The following is a 16,379-nucleotide window of genomic DNA, read 5'->3' as shown; positions in this document are numbered from 1 at the left end:
CCGGGACGCGTTCGCGGCAGCCCGGCACCGCTACACTGCGGCATCGACTCGTGAGGTAGGTAGATGCCCAGCGCCATCCTGCAGTTCTCCATGGAGTGGAAGCGGTCAGTGCTGAGGATGGTTTCCGCAGCGGCGGGTTCGCTGGTGTTGCTGGCCGGCATCGCCGGGCAGGCGAGGGCGGCCGCTGGCCCGGCCGAGATCGCGCAGCTGGTGGACAGTTATGCAGCGAATCGTGATTTCAACGGCGTCGTGCTTGTCGCCCAGCACGGGCGCATCCTGTATCGGGGCGCCCATGGACTGGCCAACCGCGAATGGCAGGTGCCGAACGTCGAGGATGGTGTTTTCCGCATCGGCTCGCTGAGCAAGCCGATCACCGCCATCCTGGTGATGCAGCTGGTGCAGGAAAACACATTACGGCTGGACGGCACGCTGGGCGAGTACCTGCCCGCGCTCTATGCCGGCACGCCTGCGGCTGCGGTCACGGTGGCGCAGCTGTTGAATCACACGTCCGGCATTGCCGACCTGCCACGCAGTTACGAAGACCCGTGGTGGCAGACGCAGGCCCGGCTCTCGCTGGCGCCCGATGACTTCGCCAAAGCGTGGATTCCCGGCACACTGCAGAGCGCGCCGGGGGCCGAGTGGCGCTACAACAACAATGGCTACTTCCTGCTCGGCCTGATCATCGAGAAGGCAACGGGCGCCAGCTACGAGGCCAACCTGCAGCGCCGGATCCTGGACAAGGCCGGCATGACCAACAGCGGGCTGTACCGCGCCAGCGCACTCATTCCGCGCCTGGCGACCGGCTACCAGACCCGGCCGGACTTCAGCCTGGCGCGCCCGATGCCGATCGATCCGAGCGTCTCGTTCTCGGCCGCCGGCCTGTACTCCACCGTTGACGATCTGCTGCGGCTGGACCAGGCCCTGCAGGATGATTCGCTGCTGAGCGCGCCTTCGCGGCAGGCCATGTGGACCAACCATCGCTCGGGCTATGGCTACGGCTGGGAAGTGGAGAACTGGCCCTTGCCTGCCGGTGGCAGCTACCCGGTGGAATCGCATACAGGCAGCGTTCCGGGCTACCAGACCTACTGGCTCCGCGCCGGGCAGGACCAGTCGGTGGTGATCGTGCTGGACAACTATTGGCAGGGCGAAACCGCAGCGAGCCTCGGCAAGCAACTGATGGGCGTACTGCACGGCATGCCGGTTACCCTGGCCCGGAAGAATCTGGGCACCCTGCTGGTGCCGGCCGCACTGTCAGCGGGTGTGCCGGGCATGACCCGCGCCTATGAGGCACTGGGGCCTGCGGCCAGCCAGTACGACACCTCCGAGCAGGCGCTGAACTCGCTGGGCTACCGCCTGTTGAGGATGAAGCGCGTGCCGGAATCAGTGGCCGTGTTCCAGTGGAACGCCCGCGCACACCCGCAATCGGCGAATGTGCATGACAGCCTGGGCGAAGCCTACCGGGCCAATGGCCAGCGCAAGCAGGCGATCAACAGCTACCGCACGGCGGCGGCGCTGGCGCCCAATGATGCGCGCCTGCGCGCCGTATTGAAGGAGCTGGAACAGGAGTAGGGCCTGGCCCTTCAGCCCGGCAGTTCGCACTTCATCCGGCCGTCCACATAGTAGGGCTTGGGTACGTTGGGGTTCTCGCTGGTCTTCTCGAACACCACTTCGAACGAGGCGGCATCGGGCGAGCCCTTGCGGTCGGTACACGCATCCTGCAGTTTCTTCTTCACCGCCGTGATGCCGGCTTCGCGGTTGGCGCCGTCCGCGCTGTTGGTCAGGTTCACGGTCTCGGCCGAGGCCAGCGGGCTCAGGGCGAGCAGGCTGCCGGTCAGCAGCAGGGTGTGCAGCTTGGTCATGGGTCGCGTCTCGTGGGTTTGCATGAAGCTCCAGCATAGGGCCGGGCCGTTAACGGCATGTGGCCGGAGCCTCTTCGAAGGCGGTTTTCACTGCGTTCGTCGTTGAACGTGGAGGTCCGGTCGCAGGCACTGACTTTGCGGGAAGTGTTCGGCTAGGCTGCTGCGACTGAACGCAACGACAAAGGTCCACATGATTCGCTGGCTGCTCCTCGCGTTCGCCGCCCTGCCATCCGTTGCCGGGGCCGTCGTGATCCGGCACGATGTGGACGATGCCCGATACCGGATCGATGGATCCGAATTTCCAGCCCTGGCCGACATGCCGGGCGAGGGGCAGGGCGTTCTGATCGCGCCGCGATGGGTGCTGACTGCAGCGCATGCCGCACCGATGGAAGGAATGGGGCAGGCGATCGCCATCAATGGAACCGACTACGGCGTGGAGCGGGTGATACTGCACCCCGGCTACAGGAAGATGCCCGATGCGCTGGGCAAGGAGGCGCTGGCGACGGGCAGCCCCGCGAAGATCCACGCGTTCCTGGCCGGATCGGATGACATTGCGTTGATCCGGCTCGCAGCGCCGGTGAACGATGTGCCACCCGTGGCGCTCTATCGCGGCAATGCCGAGGTCACGCAGGCCGCCACCCTGATAGGCAAGGGCGCCACAGGCAATGGTGTGGTTGGGCTGGTGCCGGGAGGATCGCATCGAACCGCCTTGCGGCGCGCATGCAACGCCATTACCGGCGGCAACGATCGCTATCTCTGGTATCGGTTCGATGCGCCGCCGCAGGGCCTGCCGCTCGAGGGGGTGCTCGGCAACGGCGACAGCGGTGGACCGTTGCTGGTCGAGGATCATGGAACCTGGCAGTTGGTCGGCTTGGGCTCCTGGATCAGCGCCGTTCCCGAGCATGCCCTCGAGGCGGGCTTTTACGGCCAGGTGGTGCACAACGTTCGGGTGTCGCGGTATGTGGATTGGATCGAGAGCGTCCTCGTCTCATTCCGTTCCCCCAAGTAACCCTCGATGGCTGACAGCTGTCACTGGCCGCAACTGGGCTGGAAGCGAATAGTGAGCACCAAGGCGGAGACGCTCCGCCACCATTCAGCCGAGGGACGACCCATGAACATGCTCCAGCACCTTGTGTCGCAGACGCCTACCTGGGTCTGGCTGCTTCTGGCCTTCCTGGTCACGCGCGGTATTGCCGCCATGAAGCCGGGCGAAACGTCCCTGCAGAAGCTGGCCGTGGTGCCTGTGCTGTTCACCGTATGGGGTGCCTGGTCGATCAGCCACCGCTACGGGATGTCCCTGAGTACCTGGGCTGAGTGGCTGGCCGGCATCGGCTCGGGCGCGGCGCTGGGGTGGCTGCTGCTGGGCCACGTGAAGCTGACGTTCGACAGCGCCACCGGGAAGCTCTGGCGCAATGCGGACTACAGCGTGTTGCCGCTGCTGCTGGTCACGTTCCTGGTGAAGTACGGCTTCGAAGTCGCCTTTGCGATCTCGCCCGCATTGACCAACCATGCCGGCGCCAGCGCGGCGTACCTGCTGCTGTCGGGTGGATTCACCGGCCTGTTCATTGGCAAGTACTGCCGCTACCTGGCTTCGTTGCGGCTGGACGCGGCGGGCAAGGGGCTGGGGATCGCGGGCTGAGTTCCGCTCGAGCGTGACGCGTCACAGTAATAGCCCTCTGCCGACGCAACGCCGCATCTACACACCCGATGCCAGGGCGGCGCGCCGCCCTTTGCGCCCAAGCCAGGCCAGTGCCGCCGCCGCGGCCAGCAGCCACGGAATCAGCATCAGGTTCATGCGCTGCCAGCCAAGCGCATCCAACAGGCCTCCTGCACCAAACGAACAGCCCAGACCGACAACGAAGATGGTCATGTCGTTGATCGCCTGTGCCCGGGCGCGCTCGGCCTGCGTGTAGGTCGTGGTGAGCAGTGCCGTGCCTCCCACGTACATGAAGTTCCAGCCCACGCCGAGCATGACCAGTGCCGTCGCAAAGGAGCCGAATCCAGTGCCGGTGGTCGTCATCAGTACATGCCCGACGAAGATCACCGCACCGGCCAGCATGATGCGGACAGCGCCAAAACGAGCGATCAGCGATCCGGTAAGGAACGAGGGCAGGAACATGCCCAGCACATGGAGCTGGATCACCGTTGCGGCACTGCCAAGGGCGTGATGATGGTGAACCATGGCAATGGGCGTCGCCGTCATCGCTAGGATCATGATTCCATAGCCGGTCGCAGCGCCGAACAGCGCCACCAGGTACGCGGGCTGGAACACGATCTGCTGCCATGGGCGCCCAGCGGGCTCACCCGGGTCGGCTTTGGGGGTAGCCGGCATTCTCAATCCGGCCAGCACTCCGGTCGCCACCAGCGAGACCACGGCGAGGATGATGAAGGAGCCTTGATACTCCGCCTGCAGCAGCGGCCCACCCAGGCGGGCCAGCGATGGCCCGACCAGCGCCGCGATGATGCCACCGGCCATCACCAGCGAAATCGCCCGAGGGCGGAATGCTTCGTCTGCCACCTCGCTGGCGGCGAAGCGATAGAACTGCGCGAAGGCCTGGTAAGCGCCCACCAGCAGCGTGCCGGCAGCCAGCAAGGCCATCGAATGCCGGGCGATTCCCAGCGCAGCAATGCCGCCGCCGGCCAGGCCCAGCAGCGAACCGCAGATGAATCCGACCCGCCGCCCGGCCCTGGCCATCCACATGGCGGCGGGGAAGGTGGTCAATGCCGTTCCCAGAAACATGGTCGCGATGGGGAGGGTGGCCCACTGCGGGGCAGGGGCGAGGTGAGCACCCGCCAGCCCGCCGACGGTCATGACGATCACCGAGACAATCTGGAACAGCGCCTGGGCGCTGGCCAGCAGGAACACCTGCCGATGCATGGGGTTGCCGGGCATGGGGACGCTTCTTGGATAGGATGGGTGCCGTGACGCGGGTTCAGCCAGTGACTGGACTAACATTCAATCAATATGCAGAATGTTTGAGTATGGATAAGGCAAAGTCAATCCCCCAGCCCAGGCAGGCGATCTATCACGCCCTGGCTGACGTCGCCCAGGCGATCGGGCATGTTCACCGGCTGGAGCTGCTGGAGGCGATTTCGCAGGGGCCGCGCAGCGTCGAGGCGCTGGCGGAGGCGACCGGGTTGAGCGTGGCCAATACCTCGCGACACCTTCAGTTGCTGCGGCGGGCCCGGCTGGTGGAGCCCGATCGCCAGGGCAAGCACATCTATTACAGCCTGTCCGGCGAGGCCGAGGTCGTTGCGCTGCTGCGGGCGCTGGGCTGCTTCGGCGAGCGCAATGTTGCCGAAGTGCAGGGTGTCATGCGGGATTTCTTCGAACAGCGCGACGCCCTTGAACCCGTATCGCGCGAAGCGCTGCTGGAGCGCCTGGCGACGGATGGAGTGACCCTTCTGGATGTTCGGCCTTCGTCGGAATACGCCCTGGGCCATCTTCCCGGTGCCTTGAACGTTCCCGCCTCGGAACTGGAAGCGGCATTGATCAACCTGCCCAAGGACAGGGAGATCGTGGCCTACTGCCGAGGCCCGTATTGCGTGATGTCCTTCGAGGTCGTGGAAAAACTGAGGGCGCTGGGCTTCACTGTGCGGCGCCTGGAGGATGGCTTTCCCGAATGGAAAGCGGCCGGTTTCGAAGTGATTACCGGCCCGTAGGATGCCAGTCGCGGCGTAGAGGGGCCAGCCTGGATGCCGCCGATACGTAGCCGGGTGGGAGAAGGAACATCTCCATGGCCAACGTGAAGCCGTCATGAAGGCGTCACGCCGCGCCCGTACCTTGCGGCGCACTTCAGGGGGCAGGGGCGACGCAGGTGGCCGAACAGGCAAGACGGCGCCTGGCGCGCATGTTCGAAGAGCACGCGCCGCTATTGCGTGGCTTCTTCGTGCGACGCGGTGCGCGGCAGGACGCCGAAGACCTGGTGCAGGAAACCTATCTGCGCCTGCTGCGTGCGCATGAAGGCAAGGGCGAGCCGATCGCCAACCCCGAAGCGTACCTGTTCACCGTCGCGCAGAATCTGGCGCGCGAGCAGGCCGCGCGCCGGCGCTGGTCGACCCTGTCCATCGAAGAGATCGAAGGCCCGGGCCAAAACCTGGCCAGCGGGGAATGCGTGGAAGACGCCGCCGAACGGGAGCAGCGCCGCCAGCGCCTGCAGACGTTGCTGGAGACCCTGCCCGAACACACCCGGGCGGTGCTGGTCATGCAGTACCGCGATGGTCTGAGCTACAAGCAGATCGCCGAACGGATGGGCGTGTCAGCGCATATGGTGAAGAAGCACGTGGTGCGCGGGCTTTCGGTGTGCCGCCGGGCGCTGGCCGAACCGGCAGGGAGGTCGTGAGCGTGGCCATTGATCATCCATCGGCGCTGACCCTGGCCGCCGCGCAGTGGCACGCGCTGCAGCGCGAAGGCGACCTCAGCCCTTCGCAGCAGCACGCCTTCATGCAGTGGCTGCTGGTTTCCCCTGAGCATCTGCGCGAGTACATGGCCATCAGCGAGGTGGCCGGTGCCTTGGGCGATGCGCTGCGCGGCATGCCGGATGACGTCGACGCACTGTTGAAGGCTCCCGCGCCGACGCGCAATGATCACAACGTCGTGCGGTTGTCGCCACGCCCGTCCGCCGCACCAAGCCAGCGCCGGGCACGGCCCGCACCCGGCTTGCCGCGAATCGCGGCCGCAGCGGCGCTGATGCTCGCTGTAGGCGTAGGCGCCACCATCGCCTGGCCGCGCACCGGGCACTATGTGGCCGCACATGGCATGCCGCGGCAGGTAACGCTGCCAGACAGCACCGTCGTGCGCCTGGACGCTGAAAGCGAAATTTCGGTGCGCATGACCCTGCTGGGGCGGCGCGTCGAGCTTGAACGTGGCCAGGCCAGCTTCGTCGTGGCCAAGGACCGGCGCCCGTTCGCAGTACATGCTGCTGGCCTGCAGGTGACGGACATCGGCACCACGTTCGATGTTTCGCTGCTGCGCGAGCAGGCCCGCATCGGGGTCAGCGAAGGGCGCGTGCACGTCCGCGGCGATGGTGGCCGCGGACGCATGCTGGCCGACCTGGGCGCCGGGCAGGCCGCACAGGTCGACTACCGTGACCAGCGCGTGCGCATCCGCGAGGAGGATGCCGCCAGCATGACGGCATGGTGGACGGGGCGGGTGCTGTTCCGCGACGAGGCGCTGCGCGACGTGGCCGACCGCTTCAACCGGCGCAACGCGCTGCGCCTGCACGTGAGTGATGACGCTGGTGCGCTGCGCCTGACCGGCAACCTGCGCGCGGATGACGTGGCGTCGCTGCGCGCGTTCCTCGACCAGCAACCAACACTGGTTACGCAGGTGGCGCCGGACGGAATCCATGTGCGGTTGCGCGCTGGAGCGCCGCAGGCGCTGTAAGAAAAAATTCATCGAACAAGTGGTGCCCGATCGGCGCGCTGCGCCCTCGTAGATGGGGAATGCAGGAACACACCTGTTCCGCGACCACCGCCATTCCCTACTGGACCCTACGATGCGCCGCACCCTGTTCCTTTCCATTGCCCTTGCACTGCAGATCACCGCCACGGCCGGCGCCAACGCCGCAGAACCGGCACGCGTCGCCAGCGAAGCGATCGCCTCGCAGCCGCTGGATGGGGCGCTCAACGCGCTGTCGCGCCAGACTGGCCTGCAGTTCGTCTACAACGCGCAGAATGCGGGCAATCCGCGCACGCCGGGCGTACCGGCCGGCCTGAGCGCGGACGCAGCGCTGACCCGCCTGCTGGCCGGCACCGGCCTGCGCTACCGCTATCTCAATGCCACCACGGTCACCATCGAAGCACAGGACGCCAGCGCACCGGCCGCCACCTCCGCGCTGGCAGCACCCGCGGCGGTGGTGGGCGCAGTTGCGGCATCGGCACCGGCCGGCGCTGCGAGTTCCGGTGCGCAGGCCGCCAACCTGGAAACCATCCAGGTCACCGGCAGCTACAGCCGCAGCCTGGAGAAGGCCGTAGACATCAAGCGCGCCACGGTGGGCTTTTCAGATTCGATCGTCGCGACCGACGTGGCCGATTTTCCCGAACAGAATCTCGCTGAAGCCCTGCAGCGCATGCCGGGCGTGACCATCGAGCGCAACAAGGGGCTGGGCACCAAGGTCAATGTGCGCGGCCTGCCTTCGGAGTACACCCACGTTTCGATCAACGATCTGGCGACCGCCTCGGGCAGTGGCGGTCGCGATGTAGAGTTCGACATGTTCGCCTCGGAGATCATCCAGCAGGTGACCGTGCAGAAGTCGCCCACCGCCGCCGACGAAGAGGGCGGCATTGCCGGCTCGGTGAAGATCTCCACCGCACGCCCGTTCGACTACAACGAACGCAAGCTGGTGTTCTCCGCCGAAGGTGCGCACAACAGCATCTCGGAGGAGGTGGATCCGCGTTTTGCCTTCCTCGCCGCCGATACCTGGGGTGACTGGGGCGCGCTGGTCTCGTACTCGCAGTCCAAGCGCACCAACCGCACCGACTCCACCTCGGGCATCAACTTCCGGCCGTCCTCGCGCTTCCTCACTGCCTCGGGCACCCGCGGCACCCAGGCGCAGGCGGTGCTGCTGCGCGATGCGGGCGTCAACATCACCAATCGCAATGATGCCGAGCAGACCAACCGGGTCGTGTTCCAGGACAAGGTGGGTGACCGCGTTTATCTCAACGAGCAGGACAAGTGGGGCGCCACCGGGTCGCTGCAGTACAAGCCCAGCAACACCTTCAGCCTGACCTTCGACGCGATGGTCGGCGGCTATGACAGCACCGAGGACGAGTACGACGCGGCCGCCTATTCGGCCTCCAGCCGCAGTACGTTCGACACCATCCATGCCTACGATGCCACTACGCTGTCCGAGTACGGCATGGTGGTGCTGCGTGATGTGTCCTACACCGCCACCCAGCACGAGATGCTGAGCAAGGAGCGGATCAACAAGACCGACTACAGCCAGTACAGCATGGCGATGGACTGGAAGGGCGACCGCTGGTACGTGGATGCGCTGGTGGGCTACTCCGGCGCGGAGAAGACCTCGGATTTCTCCAACCTCAAGCACGTGGCCTATGCGCCGTCGCGCACCCGCTGGACCGGCAGCAGCGGTGAGACCATCCCGACCGCCGCCGCCGGCAGCTTCGACATGTACAACGACCCGAGCCGGTACCTGTTCGAGGCCTACGAGACCACGCTGGAGAAGGTGAAGGACGACAAGTACGCCGCCCAGGTCAATGTCACCCGCCTGCTGGACATGGCCTTCCTGCCCGCGCTGCACACGGTCCGGTTCGGTGCGCGCTACACCGATCGCTCCAAGGAGCGCCAGTACGGTGAACTGAAGATCACCGGGCCGAGCGCGGGCAGCAGCGCCTGGGTCAACACCCGCACGATGGCCGACAGCCCGCTTCAGTACATCGACGACATCGTTCCCGGCGGCAGCTACTCCAACAAGGGGCTGGCCTGGCAGCAGATCTCCAACGACTACGCACGCAGCGCGTTCCGCTACGCGGGCTTCCAGACCCCGTTCGATCCTGGCCAGTTCTACCAGGTCGACGAGAAGGTGATGAGCTTCTACGCGATGGCCGACTTCGCCTTCGACATCGGCAGCGTGCCGTTCACCGTCAATGCGGGTGCGCGCTACGTGGACACGAAGGTTGATTCGTTCGGCTATCACCCGATCCAGCTGCCCAACGGCAGCACCGGCTACACCGACACCCCGGTGTCGAAGGACGGCAGCTATGACGACCTGCTGCCCAGCTTCAACATGACCGCCGAGCTGTCGCACGGCCTGCTGCTGCGCGCGGCGGCGTCCAAGGTGATGATGCGCCCGGCGCTGACCGACATCGCCTACAAGCGCACCGCCAGCTGGGGCTCCTACCGTTTCACCGATGGCAATCCTGAGCTGAAGCCCACTTATGCCAAGCAGTGGGAGGTCGGCCTGGAGAAGTACCTGGACAACGGCGCGCTGTTCGCCGCCAGCTACTTCCGCAAGAACATCGATGGCGTGGTGATCAACTCCCTGACCGGCGTGGTGCAGGATGTGGCGGTATACAACGCCAACGGCAGCCTCAATGGCATCTACGATTTCGACGTCTACCAGCCGGTGAATGCCAAGGGTTCCTACCAGGTCGATGGCGTTGAACTGGTGGCGCAGCTGCCGCTGAACATGTTCACGCCGTGGCTGGACGGGTTTGGCATCAATGCCAACTACACCATGCTGGACAGCTCGCTGGCCGGCGAATCCAGCCTGGGCATCCGCACCCCGATGCCGGGGCTGTCGGAGAAGACCTGGAACCTCACCGCCTACTATGAGAATTCGCGCTTCGACGCGCGCGTGTCCTACAACCACAAGGGCGCCTACGTCGAATCGATCGGCTACAACCTGTACCCGATCTGGCGCGATGCCTATGGCCAGATGGATGTGTCGATCGGCTACCGCATCACCGACAACATCAAGATCAGCCTGAAGGGCATCAACCTCACCAACGAGCGGACCAGCGGTTACACCATGGACCCGTCCTTCCCGACCATGGATGAGACCTCGGGCCGCCGCATCAGCCTGGGCCTGCGCGCGGACTTCTAAGCAGGCATCCACGCACCGGCAGCGTGCGGACCCGCGAGGGTCCGTGCGTCGTTCGCGCGCTTTCCAGAGGTGAATCCATGAAGAATCTTGTAATGCTGGCGCTGTTCGCAGCGGCGGCCCCGGCATTGTCCGCCCCGGCGGAGGCAGCCCCGCCAGTCGACGCTGGCCGCCAATGGCTGGCCGGCGACCACCATGTGCACAGCGAATGGAGCGTGGACTGGGACCGCCGCACCACGCCGCCCACGCCCGTGCGTGGTGGCGACTCGCCGTACAGCCGCAGCCACAACGCGGCGCAGGCCAGGGCCTTCGGCCTGCGCTGGATGGTCCACACCGACCACGGTGGCCCCGGCCACTCCGCGGTCACCCGCGACCACGCCTATCCGGCGCTGCTGCAGGCGCGTACCGACGTCCCTGAGGTGATCCAGTTCAATGGCATGGAATTCGATGTGCCGGCCGGCGAGCACGCCTCGCTGATCATCGCGCCGGGCCCGCAGGAGCGGGAGCAGCTGGTCATCGCCGAGCGCGACTTCAGCCGCAGTGAGCCACTGCACGGCAGCCGCGATAGCGAACAGCAGATGCAGGCGGCGCTGGTCTACCTGCGTGGGCTGGCCCCTGCGCCACTGATGTTCATCAACCATCCTTCGCGCACCGCGACCGGCATCGGCAAGTGGGGCGAGGTAACCCCGGACGAGCTGCGCGGCTGGCATGCAGCCGCACCCCAGGTACTGGTGGGCATGGAGGGCGCCCCCGGGCACCAGGCCATCCGCAGCGAACGCGGGCTGTACCGTAACGCGGCCGCGCCGACACTGGGCGGCTACGACCAGATGACCGCACAGGTCGGCGGAATCTGGGACCAGATGCTGGCCGATGGCATCCGCTTCTGGATCACCGCCAACTCCGACTCGCATGTGAACCTGCGCGATGGCGGACGCGATTACGACCCGGGCGAGTACAGCAAGACCTATGCATGGGCGCGGCCGGAGGCCGAAGACATCCTGGATGCCCTGCGCAACGGCCGCATGTTCACCGTCACCGGCGACCTGATCGACGCCTTGGAGCTGCGGGTGGCCGCAGGCGACTCCAGCGCCGGGATGGGCGGCACGCTGGAGCTGCCGGCAGCGCAGACGATGCAGCTGGAGGTGCGGGCACGGCAGCCGGCGCGCGCCAACGCGAACGGGCAGCACCCGGCGCTGAAGCGCATCGAGCTGATCGTGGGCAGCAGGGACGAGGGCGGTGCGCTGCAGATGCAGCGGCGCGGATTCGACGCCGCAACCTGGCGGCGTGACGGCGACTGGATCGTGGCGCGCTGGTCAGTGCCGGTGCCGCCGCGCGGTGGCTTCGTGCGGGTGCGGGGCAACAGCACCGGTGCGGTGGATGCACTGGCGGACGCGCCCGGCGAGGATCCGTGGGACGACCTGTGGTTCTATTCCAACCCTGTCTTCGTCAGGGTTGCCGAGGGTGCTGGCCCGTCGCGCGAGTGATGTAGCACCGGCGCGCCTTTCGCGAGGGGGGGGCGGGCAGGGCGGGGGAGTTCCAATTGCAAATGACTCTCACTACACTTGCAGGTCTCCACCCGTCTGTCGCCTAGTGCGGCCCATCCGCCGGCTATCCAAGTGAACGTCCCGCCCTACCTGTGCAGACCGCAGGCATCTGTCCTGAGGACGCCGTGTCCGCGCTAGGCCGGGGCACGGGCGGGGCCGCGAACCACAGCGCATCAGCAGAGGCCGGCCTGGCCGAGAGCGGCCCATCCACGGGCGGGAACCTGCTGGCCAAAGCCTATGCCCGTTGGCGGGCGCCCATCCTGCGCGGCCTTGCGCGTGTCAGAGGAAGGGACGCTGAGGACGCCCTGCACGACGGTGCAGTCAAATGGATTGCGGCAAATCCTTCGCTGGCCTCCAGCGACCAGCAGGGCGCCTACCTTCGCCGGACGGTAATGAACACCGTGGCCGATGAGTACCGCGAGCGCAGCGCAGGCCGCCACGTGCAGACCGTGCCTCTGGCAGATGCGGAGGATGCCGGCCACCCCATGGCCAGCGATGAATCACAGTGCCCGTTGCAGCTCACCGCACAGCGCCAGCGCCTGCAACGCCTGGCAGATGCGATGGCCGAACTGCCCGAGCGCCAACGCGAAGCCTTCGTGCTCTGCCGCTTCGATGGCCTGACCCAGGAAGAGGTGGCCGCCCGCATGCAGATCTCCCGGCGCATGGTGGTCAAGCACCTGTCGCGCGCGGTTGCCTACTGCCAAGTGCGGGTACGCTATGCGTCGCTGGAACAGATGCAGGAACTGCATCGGTCCACCGGGGCAGGCGAGGAGTTGGGACCTGCCATTGATGCCGATCTTCCCTGCCGATGACCGATCTCCCTTCTGCCGCAGGTTCTGACCCGTTTGCCCTGCACGAGGCGGCGGCCACGTGGCTGCTGCGACGGCAGGATGTGGACTGGCGCCCGGAGGACGAGGCGGCCCTGCAGCACTGGCTCGCCGAAAGCGAAGCGCACCAACAGGCGTTCACCGAAGTGGCCAGGACCTGGCACGACCTCGGCCAGCTGCAGCGCCCCGCATTGGCCTCGGACACTCAGGCCGCGCCTGCGCCAGCGGCACCTGTCGCCCTGCGACGGGACGGCGTGACGCGCCGCGCGCGATCGCGACGCCTTCCTCGCGTGGCGACCGCTGCGGCGGTGGCACTCCTGGCCCTGGGTTGGGTCGGCTACGGGTGGTACACCGCGCCCAGCTACGTACAGGACGTGAGCACCGGCGCTGGCGAGATCCGTGATCTGCAACTGCCCGACGGCTCACGGATTTCGATCAACGCGCGCAGCACGCTGGCCGTGCACTTCTATCACGCCCGTCGCCAAGTGGTGCTCAGCCGGGGCGAGGCGTTCTTCGAGGTCGCCCCGGCGGCCGAGCGGCCCTTCACCGTCGATGCCCAGCGCAGCCGAGTGACCGTGGTCGGCACCGCCTTCAATGTGCGCAATGGGCCGGGCGAAGTGCTGGTCAAGGTGCTGCATGGGCACGTGCGGGTACAGCCGGATCGCACCGAAGGCACCACGCCGGTCAGCCTTTACGCCGAACAGGGCCTGGCCGTGACCACTGCCACAGCCACGTATCGTCCCATTTCTGCCAGTGCAGACAGCATCGGCGGTTGGCGCAACGGGCGCCTGGTGTTCCGGCGCACCCCGCTGGACGAAGTGGCGCAGGAAGTCGCGCAGTATCTGGGCCAACCGGTCACGCTGGGCCAGCCGGGGCTGAAATTCCTGCCCGTTTCCGGCTACGCCGCCACCGACGCCCCGGCCAGCTTCGTCGAGGCGCTGCCGGATCTGTTGCCTGTGCGGGTGACCCGCACGGCGCAGGGCGGCTATCGCATCGACGAGCGGCCTGTCACGCGCTGACGCCGCAGGAAGAAATTGTTCCAGCACGGGTTCCCACCCCATCGCTGTTTTCCGTTTACCCCAGTGAGGCCAGTGGTGGCCAAGCATGATGGAGCGGTAATGGGGTACATGAAGATCAAGCGCGCGCTTGTCGCCCGCGCGTTCTCTACCGGGGTACAGGCCACGCGGCTGCCGCTGCTGGCCGTGTGCATTTCCAGCGCACTGGCTGCGCCGGCCATCGCACAGGCGCAGCCGGCGGCGCGCATCCCGTTCAATATTCCAGCCCAACCGCTGGATGCGGCACTGCGCCGATTCTCCGAGCAGTCACGGCAGCAGGTGTTGTTCAGTGAATCGGCAGTGGCCGGCCGCCGCGCGCCGGCGGTGACGGGCAGCTACACGCCGCAGGAAGCACTGGCGCGCCTGCTGGAGGGCAGTGGGGTACGTGTCAACGCCACCCGCCCCGGCGTGTTCACGCTGGCGCAGGACGCAGCGTCACCTGCGCGCAGCAAGGATGCCCAGACCACCCTGCAGACGGTGAACGTGACCGCCAACGGCCCAGGCGATGGCTCCTACACGACACGTGAGCTGAGCCTGGGCAAGCTGGGGCAGAGCATCCGCCAGACCCCGCAATCGGTCAGCGTGATCACCCGCCAGCAGCTGGACGACCGCAACCTCACCACGCTGGACGAGGCACTGGCGCAGACCACGGGCGTGACCAAGACCGCGCGCAACTTCGGCAACCACAAGTTCTCGATCCGCAGCTTCACCGTGGACGACAGCAACTATCTGGTCGATGGCGTGGCCGGCATTGTCTATGCCCCGGTGGGCTGGCTGCCGATCGACACCGCCGTGCTGGAGCGGGTTGAAGTGCTGCGCGGTGCCGGCGGCATGATGCTCGGCGCGGCCGACCCCAGCGGAGCGATCAACATGGTGCGCAAGCGCCCGCGCGACCAGGCCCATCTCGATCTGGCGGCCACGCTGGGCTCGTGGGACAACTATCGCCTCGAGGTCGATGGTGGCGGCCCGCTCAATGCCGCCGGCAGCGTGCGCGGCCGACTCGTCGCCGCCTACCAGGACCGCGACTACTTCCAGCGCGGCACCTCATCGAAGACGCCGGTGGCCTACGGCGTGATCGATGCCGACCTGGGCCAGGACACCACGCTCACCTTCGGCCTGCGACATCAGGCCAGTGACACCGACGGCTACTGGCTGTTCGGCCTGCCGCGCTACACCGATGGCGGGGCGCTGGACATCAAGCGCTCCACCTCGCTCATCCAGGACTGGAACCGCCAGGAAGGCTCCGTTGACGAAGCCTTCGCCGAAGCGGAGCACCGCTTCAACGAGCGCTGGAAGGCGCGCCTGTCGGTGAACCGCACCGAATCGGACCTGGACCAGCGCGTTGCGGTTCCGGTGGGCGGGGTGGACCGGGCCACCGGCATCGGCTCGCGCTTCTATGACATCTACTTCAACCGATCGCGCGTGCGCAGCGATGGCATCGACCTGCACACCACCGGCAGTTTCGACGCCTTCGGCCGCACCCACCAGCTGCTGCTGGGGGCGATGTGGTCGCGCCAGCGTACCCGCCAGAGCTCGGCGGACCTGGCCATCGACGTGCCGATCGATGTCTACGCACCGGACCACAGCGCCATTGCACAGCCACTGCAACCCGCGTGGGACTGGTCGGAAAACGCGCGTGCGCAACAAAGCGGCCTGTACAGCAACCTGCGCCTGCAGCTGGCAGAACCGCTGCACCTCACGCTGGGTGGCCGGCTGAGCTGGGTGAAGTACCAGTCCAACGATGGCTTCACCGGAGCCAGGAGCCGCGACTACGAACAGAAGCACGAATTCACCCCGTACGCCGGCCTCGTCTACGACCTGGGCCCGCAGTGGTCGGTCTACGCCAGCTACGCCGATACCTTCCAGCCGCAGAGCTCCTACGTCACCTCATCCGGTGCGGTGCTCGATCCCGCCATCGGCGCCAACTACGAGCTGGGCGTGAAGGGCGAACTGAACGATGGGCGCCTGAACGTCTCCGCTGCGGTGTTTTCCATCCGCAAGACCGGCAACGCCGTGGTGGACGCCTCTGACCCGGGCAGCTGCCCCGGCTCGCTGGCCTCGTCCGATTGCTACCGCAATGGTGGAAAGCTGCGCAGCAAGGGCTTTGAACTCGAAGCCAGCGGCGAACTGGCACCCGGCTGGCAGATGATGGCGGGCTATACCCACGTCACCAGCCGCGACGATGAGGGCGCCACCATCAGCGCCGAAACGCCGCGCCATCTGCTGCGCCTGTCAACGTCCTACCAGCTGCCCGGCCGGTGGAATGCGTTCTCCGTGGGCGGTGGCGTCTCTGCACAGAGCAGCTATTCCTATCCGGCCTACGACGACCCGGACTGGCGCATGGGTGCTGCGGGACGCGCGGTGTGGGACCTGCGTGCCGGCTACCGGATCAATCCGCGCTGGAGCGTGGGCGTCAACGTGGCCAACCTGTTCGACACGCGCTATTACGCGATGATCAGCCAGATCCGCCGCGGCAACTTCTTTGGCGAACCCCGCAACGTGATGCTGACGCTGCGCGGCGCGCTGTGAT

General features: G+C 66.7%; 13 protein-coding genes. 11 read left to right on the top strand and 2 right to left on the bottom strand.

The window, feature by feature from the left end:
- Nucleotides 1–63: 63 nt before the first annotated feature.
- Complete coding sequence (locus VN11_RS11395; RefSeq protein WP_080374919.1) at nt 64–1,569, top strand: serine hydrolase; 1,506 nt, start codon at nt 64–66, stop codon at nt 1,567–1,569.
- Between the two features lie 11 nt (nt 1,570–1,580).
- On the opposite strand, the gene VN11_RS11390 is transcribed toward VN11_RS11395, so the two are convergent.
- Nucleotides 1,581–1,859, bottom strand: a complete 279-nt coding sequence (locus VN11_RS11390) for a hypothetical protein (RefSeq protein WP_053449795.1) — start codon at nt 1,857–1,859, stop codon at nt 1,581–1,583.
- Nucleotides 1,860–2,049: 190 nt separating this feature from the next.
- Here VN11_RS11390 and VN11_RS11385 point away from each other — a divergent pair, with 190 nt between their 5' ends.
- Together VN11_RS11385 and VN11_RS11380 are read left to right on the top strand one after the other, a co-directional pair.
- Entirely contained in the window at nt 2,050–2,868 is an 819-nt protein-coding gene (locus VN11_RS11385; protein WP_053449794.1) for a S1 family peptidase, read from the top strand.
- Nucleotides 2,869–2,970: 102 nt separating this feature from the next.
- Nucleotides 2,971–3,498, top strand: coding sequence for a DUF6622 family protein (locus VN11_RS11380; RefSeq protein WP_053449793.1), 528 nt, complete (start codon nt 2,971–2,973; stop codon nt 3,496–3,498).
- Between the two features lie 57 nt (nt 3,499–3,555).
- Here VN11_RS11380 and VN11_RS11375 read toward each other — a convergent pair whose 3' ends face one another.
- On the bottom strand, nt 3,556–4,752 hold the full coding sequence (locus VN11_RS11375) for an MFS transporter (RefSeq protein WP_053449792.1): 1,197 nt from the start codon (nt 4,750–4,752) through the stop codon (nt 3,556–3,558).
- A gap of 89 nt (nt 4,753–4,841) precedes the next feature.
- Between VN11_RS11375 and VN11_RS11370 the strand changes: the two genes are divergently transcribed.
- From VN11_RS11370 to VN11_RS11335, 8 genes are all read left to right on the top strand, one after another.
- Nucleotides 4,842–5,522, top strand: coding sequence for an ArsR/SmtB family transcription factor (locus tag VN11_RS11370; RefSeq protein ID WP_053449791.1), 681 nt, complete (start codon nt 4,842–4,844; stop codon nt 5,520–5,522).
- A 188-nt stretch (nt 5,523–5,710) separates the two neighbouring features.
- On the top strand, nt 5,711–6,202 hold the full coding sequence (locus VN11_RS11365; RefSeq protein ID WP_080374918.1) for an RNA polymerase sigma factor: 492 nt from the start codon (nt 5,711–5,713) through the stop codon (nt 6,200–6,202).
- Complete coding sequence (locus tag VN11_RS11360; protein WP_080374917.1) at nt 6,199–7,245, top strand: FecR family protein; 1,047 nt, start codon at nt 6,199–6,201, stop codon at nt 7,243–7,245. Before VN11_RS11365 ends, VN11_RS11360 begins: the two co-directional genes overlap by 4 nt.
- Nucleotides 7,246–7,357: 112 nt before the next feature.
- Nucleotides 7,358–10,426 carry a TonB-dependent receptor gene (locus tag VN11_RS11355; RefSeq protein ID WP_053449789.1) on the top strand — a complete coding sequence of 1,023 codons (3,069 nt, stop codon included), beginning with the start codon at nt 7,358–7,360 and terminating at the stop codon, nt 10,424–10,426.
- Nucleotides 10,427–10,503: 77 nt separating this feature from the next.
- Nucleotides 10,504–11,907 (top strand): hypothetical protein, encoded by a 1,404-nt coding sequence (locus VN11_RS11350; RefSeq protein WP_053449788.1) that lies wholly within the window; start codon nt 10,504–10,506, stop codon nt 11,905–11,907.
- A gap of 185 nt (nt 11,908–12,092) precedes the next feature.
- On the top strand, nt 12,093–12,779 hold the full coding sequence (locus tag VN11_RS11345) for an RNA polymerase sigma factor (protein ID WP_053449787.1): 687 nt from the start codon (nt 12,093–12,095) through the stop codon (nt 12,777–12,779).
- On the top strand, nt 12,776–13,813 hold the full coding sequence (locus VN11_RS11340; RefSeq protein ID WP_053449786.1) for a FecR family protein: 1,038 nt from the start codon (nt 12,776–12,778) through the stop codon (nt 13,811–13,813). Before VN11_RS11345 ends, VN11_RS11340 begins: the two co-directional genes overlap by 4 nt.
- Nucleotides 13,814–13,921: 108 nt before the next feature.
- Nucleotides 13,922–16,378 (top strand): TonB-dependent siderophore receptor, encoded by a 2,457-nt coding sequence (locus VN11_RS11335; RefSeq protein WP_238581790.1) that lies wholly within the window; start codon nt 13,922–13,924, stop codon nt 16,376–16,378.
- Nucleotide 16,379 lies beyond the last annotated feature (1 nt).

Origin of the sequence: Stenotrophomonas maltophilia, from assembly GCF_001274595.1 — a bacterium.
In the GTDB taxonomy this organism is placed as follows: Bacteria; Pseudomonadota; Gammaproteobacteria; order Xanthomonadales; family Xanthomonadaceae; genus Stenotrophomonas; species Stenotrophomonas forensis.
This window is presented reverse-complemented; position numbering and strand designations above follow the sequence as displayed.

Bases quoted from the DNA above. Each gene is read 5' to 3' on its own strand.
- VN11_RS11380 (WP_053449793.1), top strand. From the start codon at position 2,971: ATGAACATGCTCCAGCACCTTGTGTCGCAGACGCCTACCTGGGTCTGG.
- VN11_RS11370 (WP_053449791.1), top strand. From the start codon at position 4,842: ATGGATAAGGCAAAGTCAATCCCCCAGCCCAGGCAGGCGATCTATCAC.
- VN11_RS11395 (WP_080374919.1), top strand. From the start codon at position 64: ATGCCCAGCGCCATCCTGCAGTTCTCCATGGAGTGGAAGCGGTCAGTG.
- VN11_RS11355 (WP_053449789.1), top strand. From the start codon at position 7,358: ATGCGCCGCACCCTGTTCCTTTCCATTGCCCTTGCACTGCAGATCACC.
- VN11_RS11335 (WP_238581790.1), top strand. From the start codon at position 13,922: ATGAAGATCAAGCGCGCGCTTGTCGCCCGCGCGTTCTCTACCGGGGTA.
- VN11_RS11365 (WP_080374918.1), top strand. From the start codon at position 5,711: ATGTTCGAAGAGCACGCGCCGCTATTGCGTGGCTTCTTCGTGCGACGC.
- VN11_RS11385 (WP_053449794.1), top strand. From the start codon at position 2,050: ATGATTCGCTGGCTGCTCCTCGCGTTCGCCGCCCTGCCATCCGTTGCC.
- VN11_RS11390 (WP_053449795.1), bottom strand. From the start codon at position 1,859: ATGACCAAGCTGCACACCCTGCTGCTGACCGGCAGCCTGCTCGCCCTG.
- VN11_RS11350 (WP_053449788.1), top strand. From the start codon at position 10,504: ATGAAGAATCTTGTAATGCTGGCGCTGTTCGCAGCGGCGGCCCCGGCA.
- VN11_RS11340 (WP_053449786.1), top strand. From the start codon at position 12,776: ATGACCGATCTCCCTTCTGCCGCAGGTTCTGACCCGTTTGCCCTGCAC.
- VN11_RS11375 (WP_053449792.1), bottom strand. From the start codon at position 4,752: ATGCCCGGCAACCCCATGCATCGGCAGGTGTTCCTGCTGGCCAGCGCC.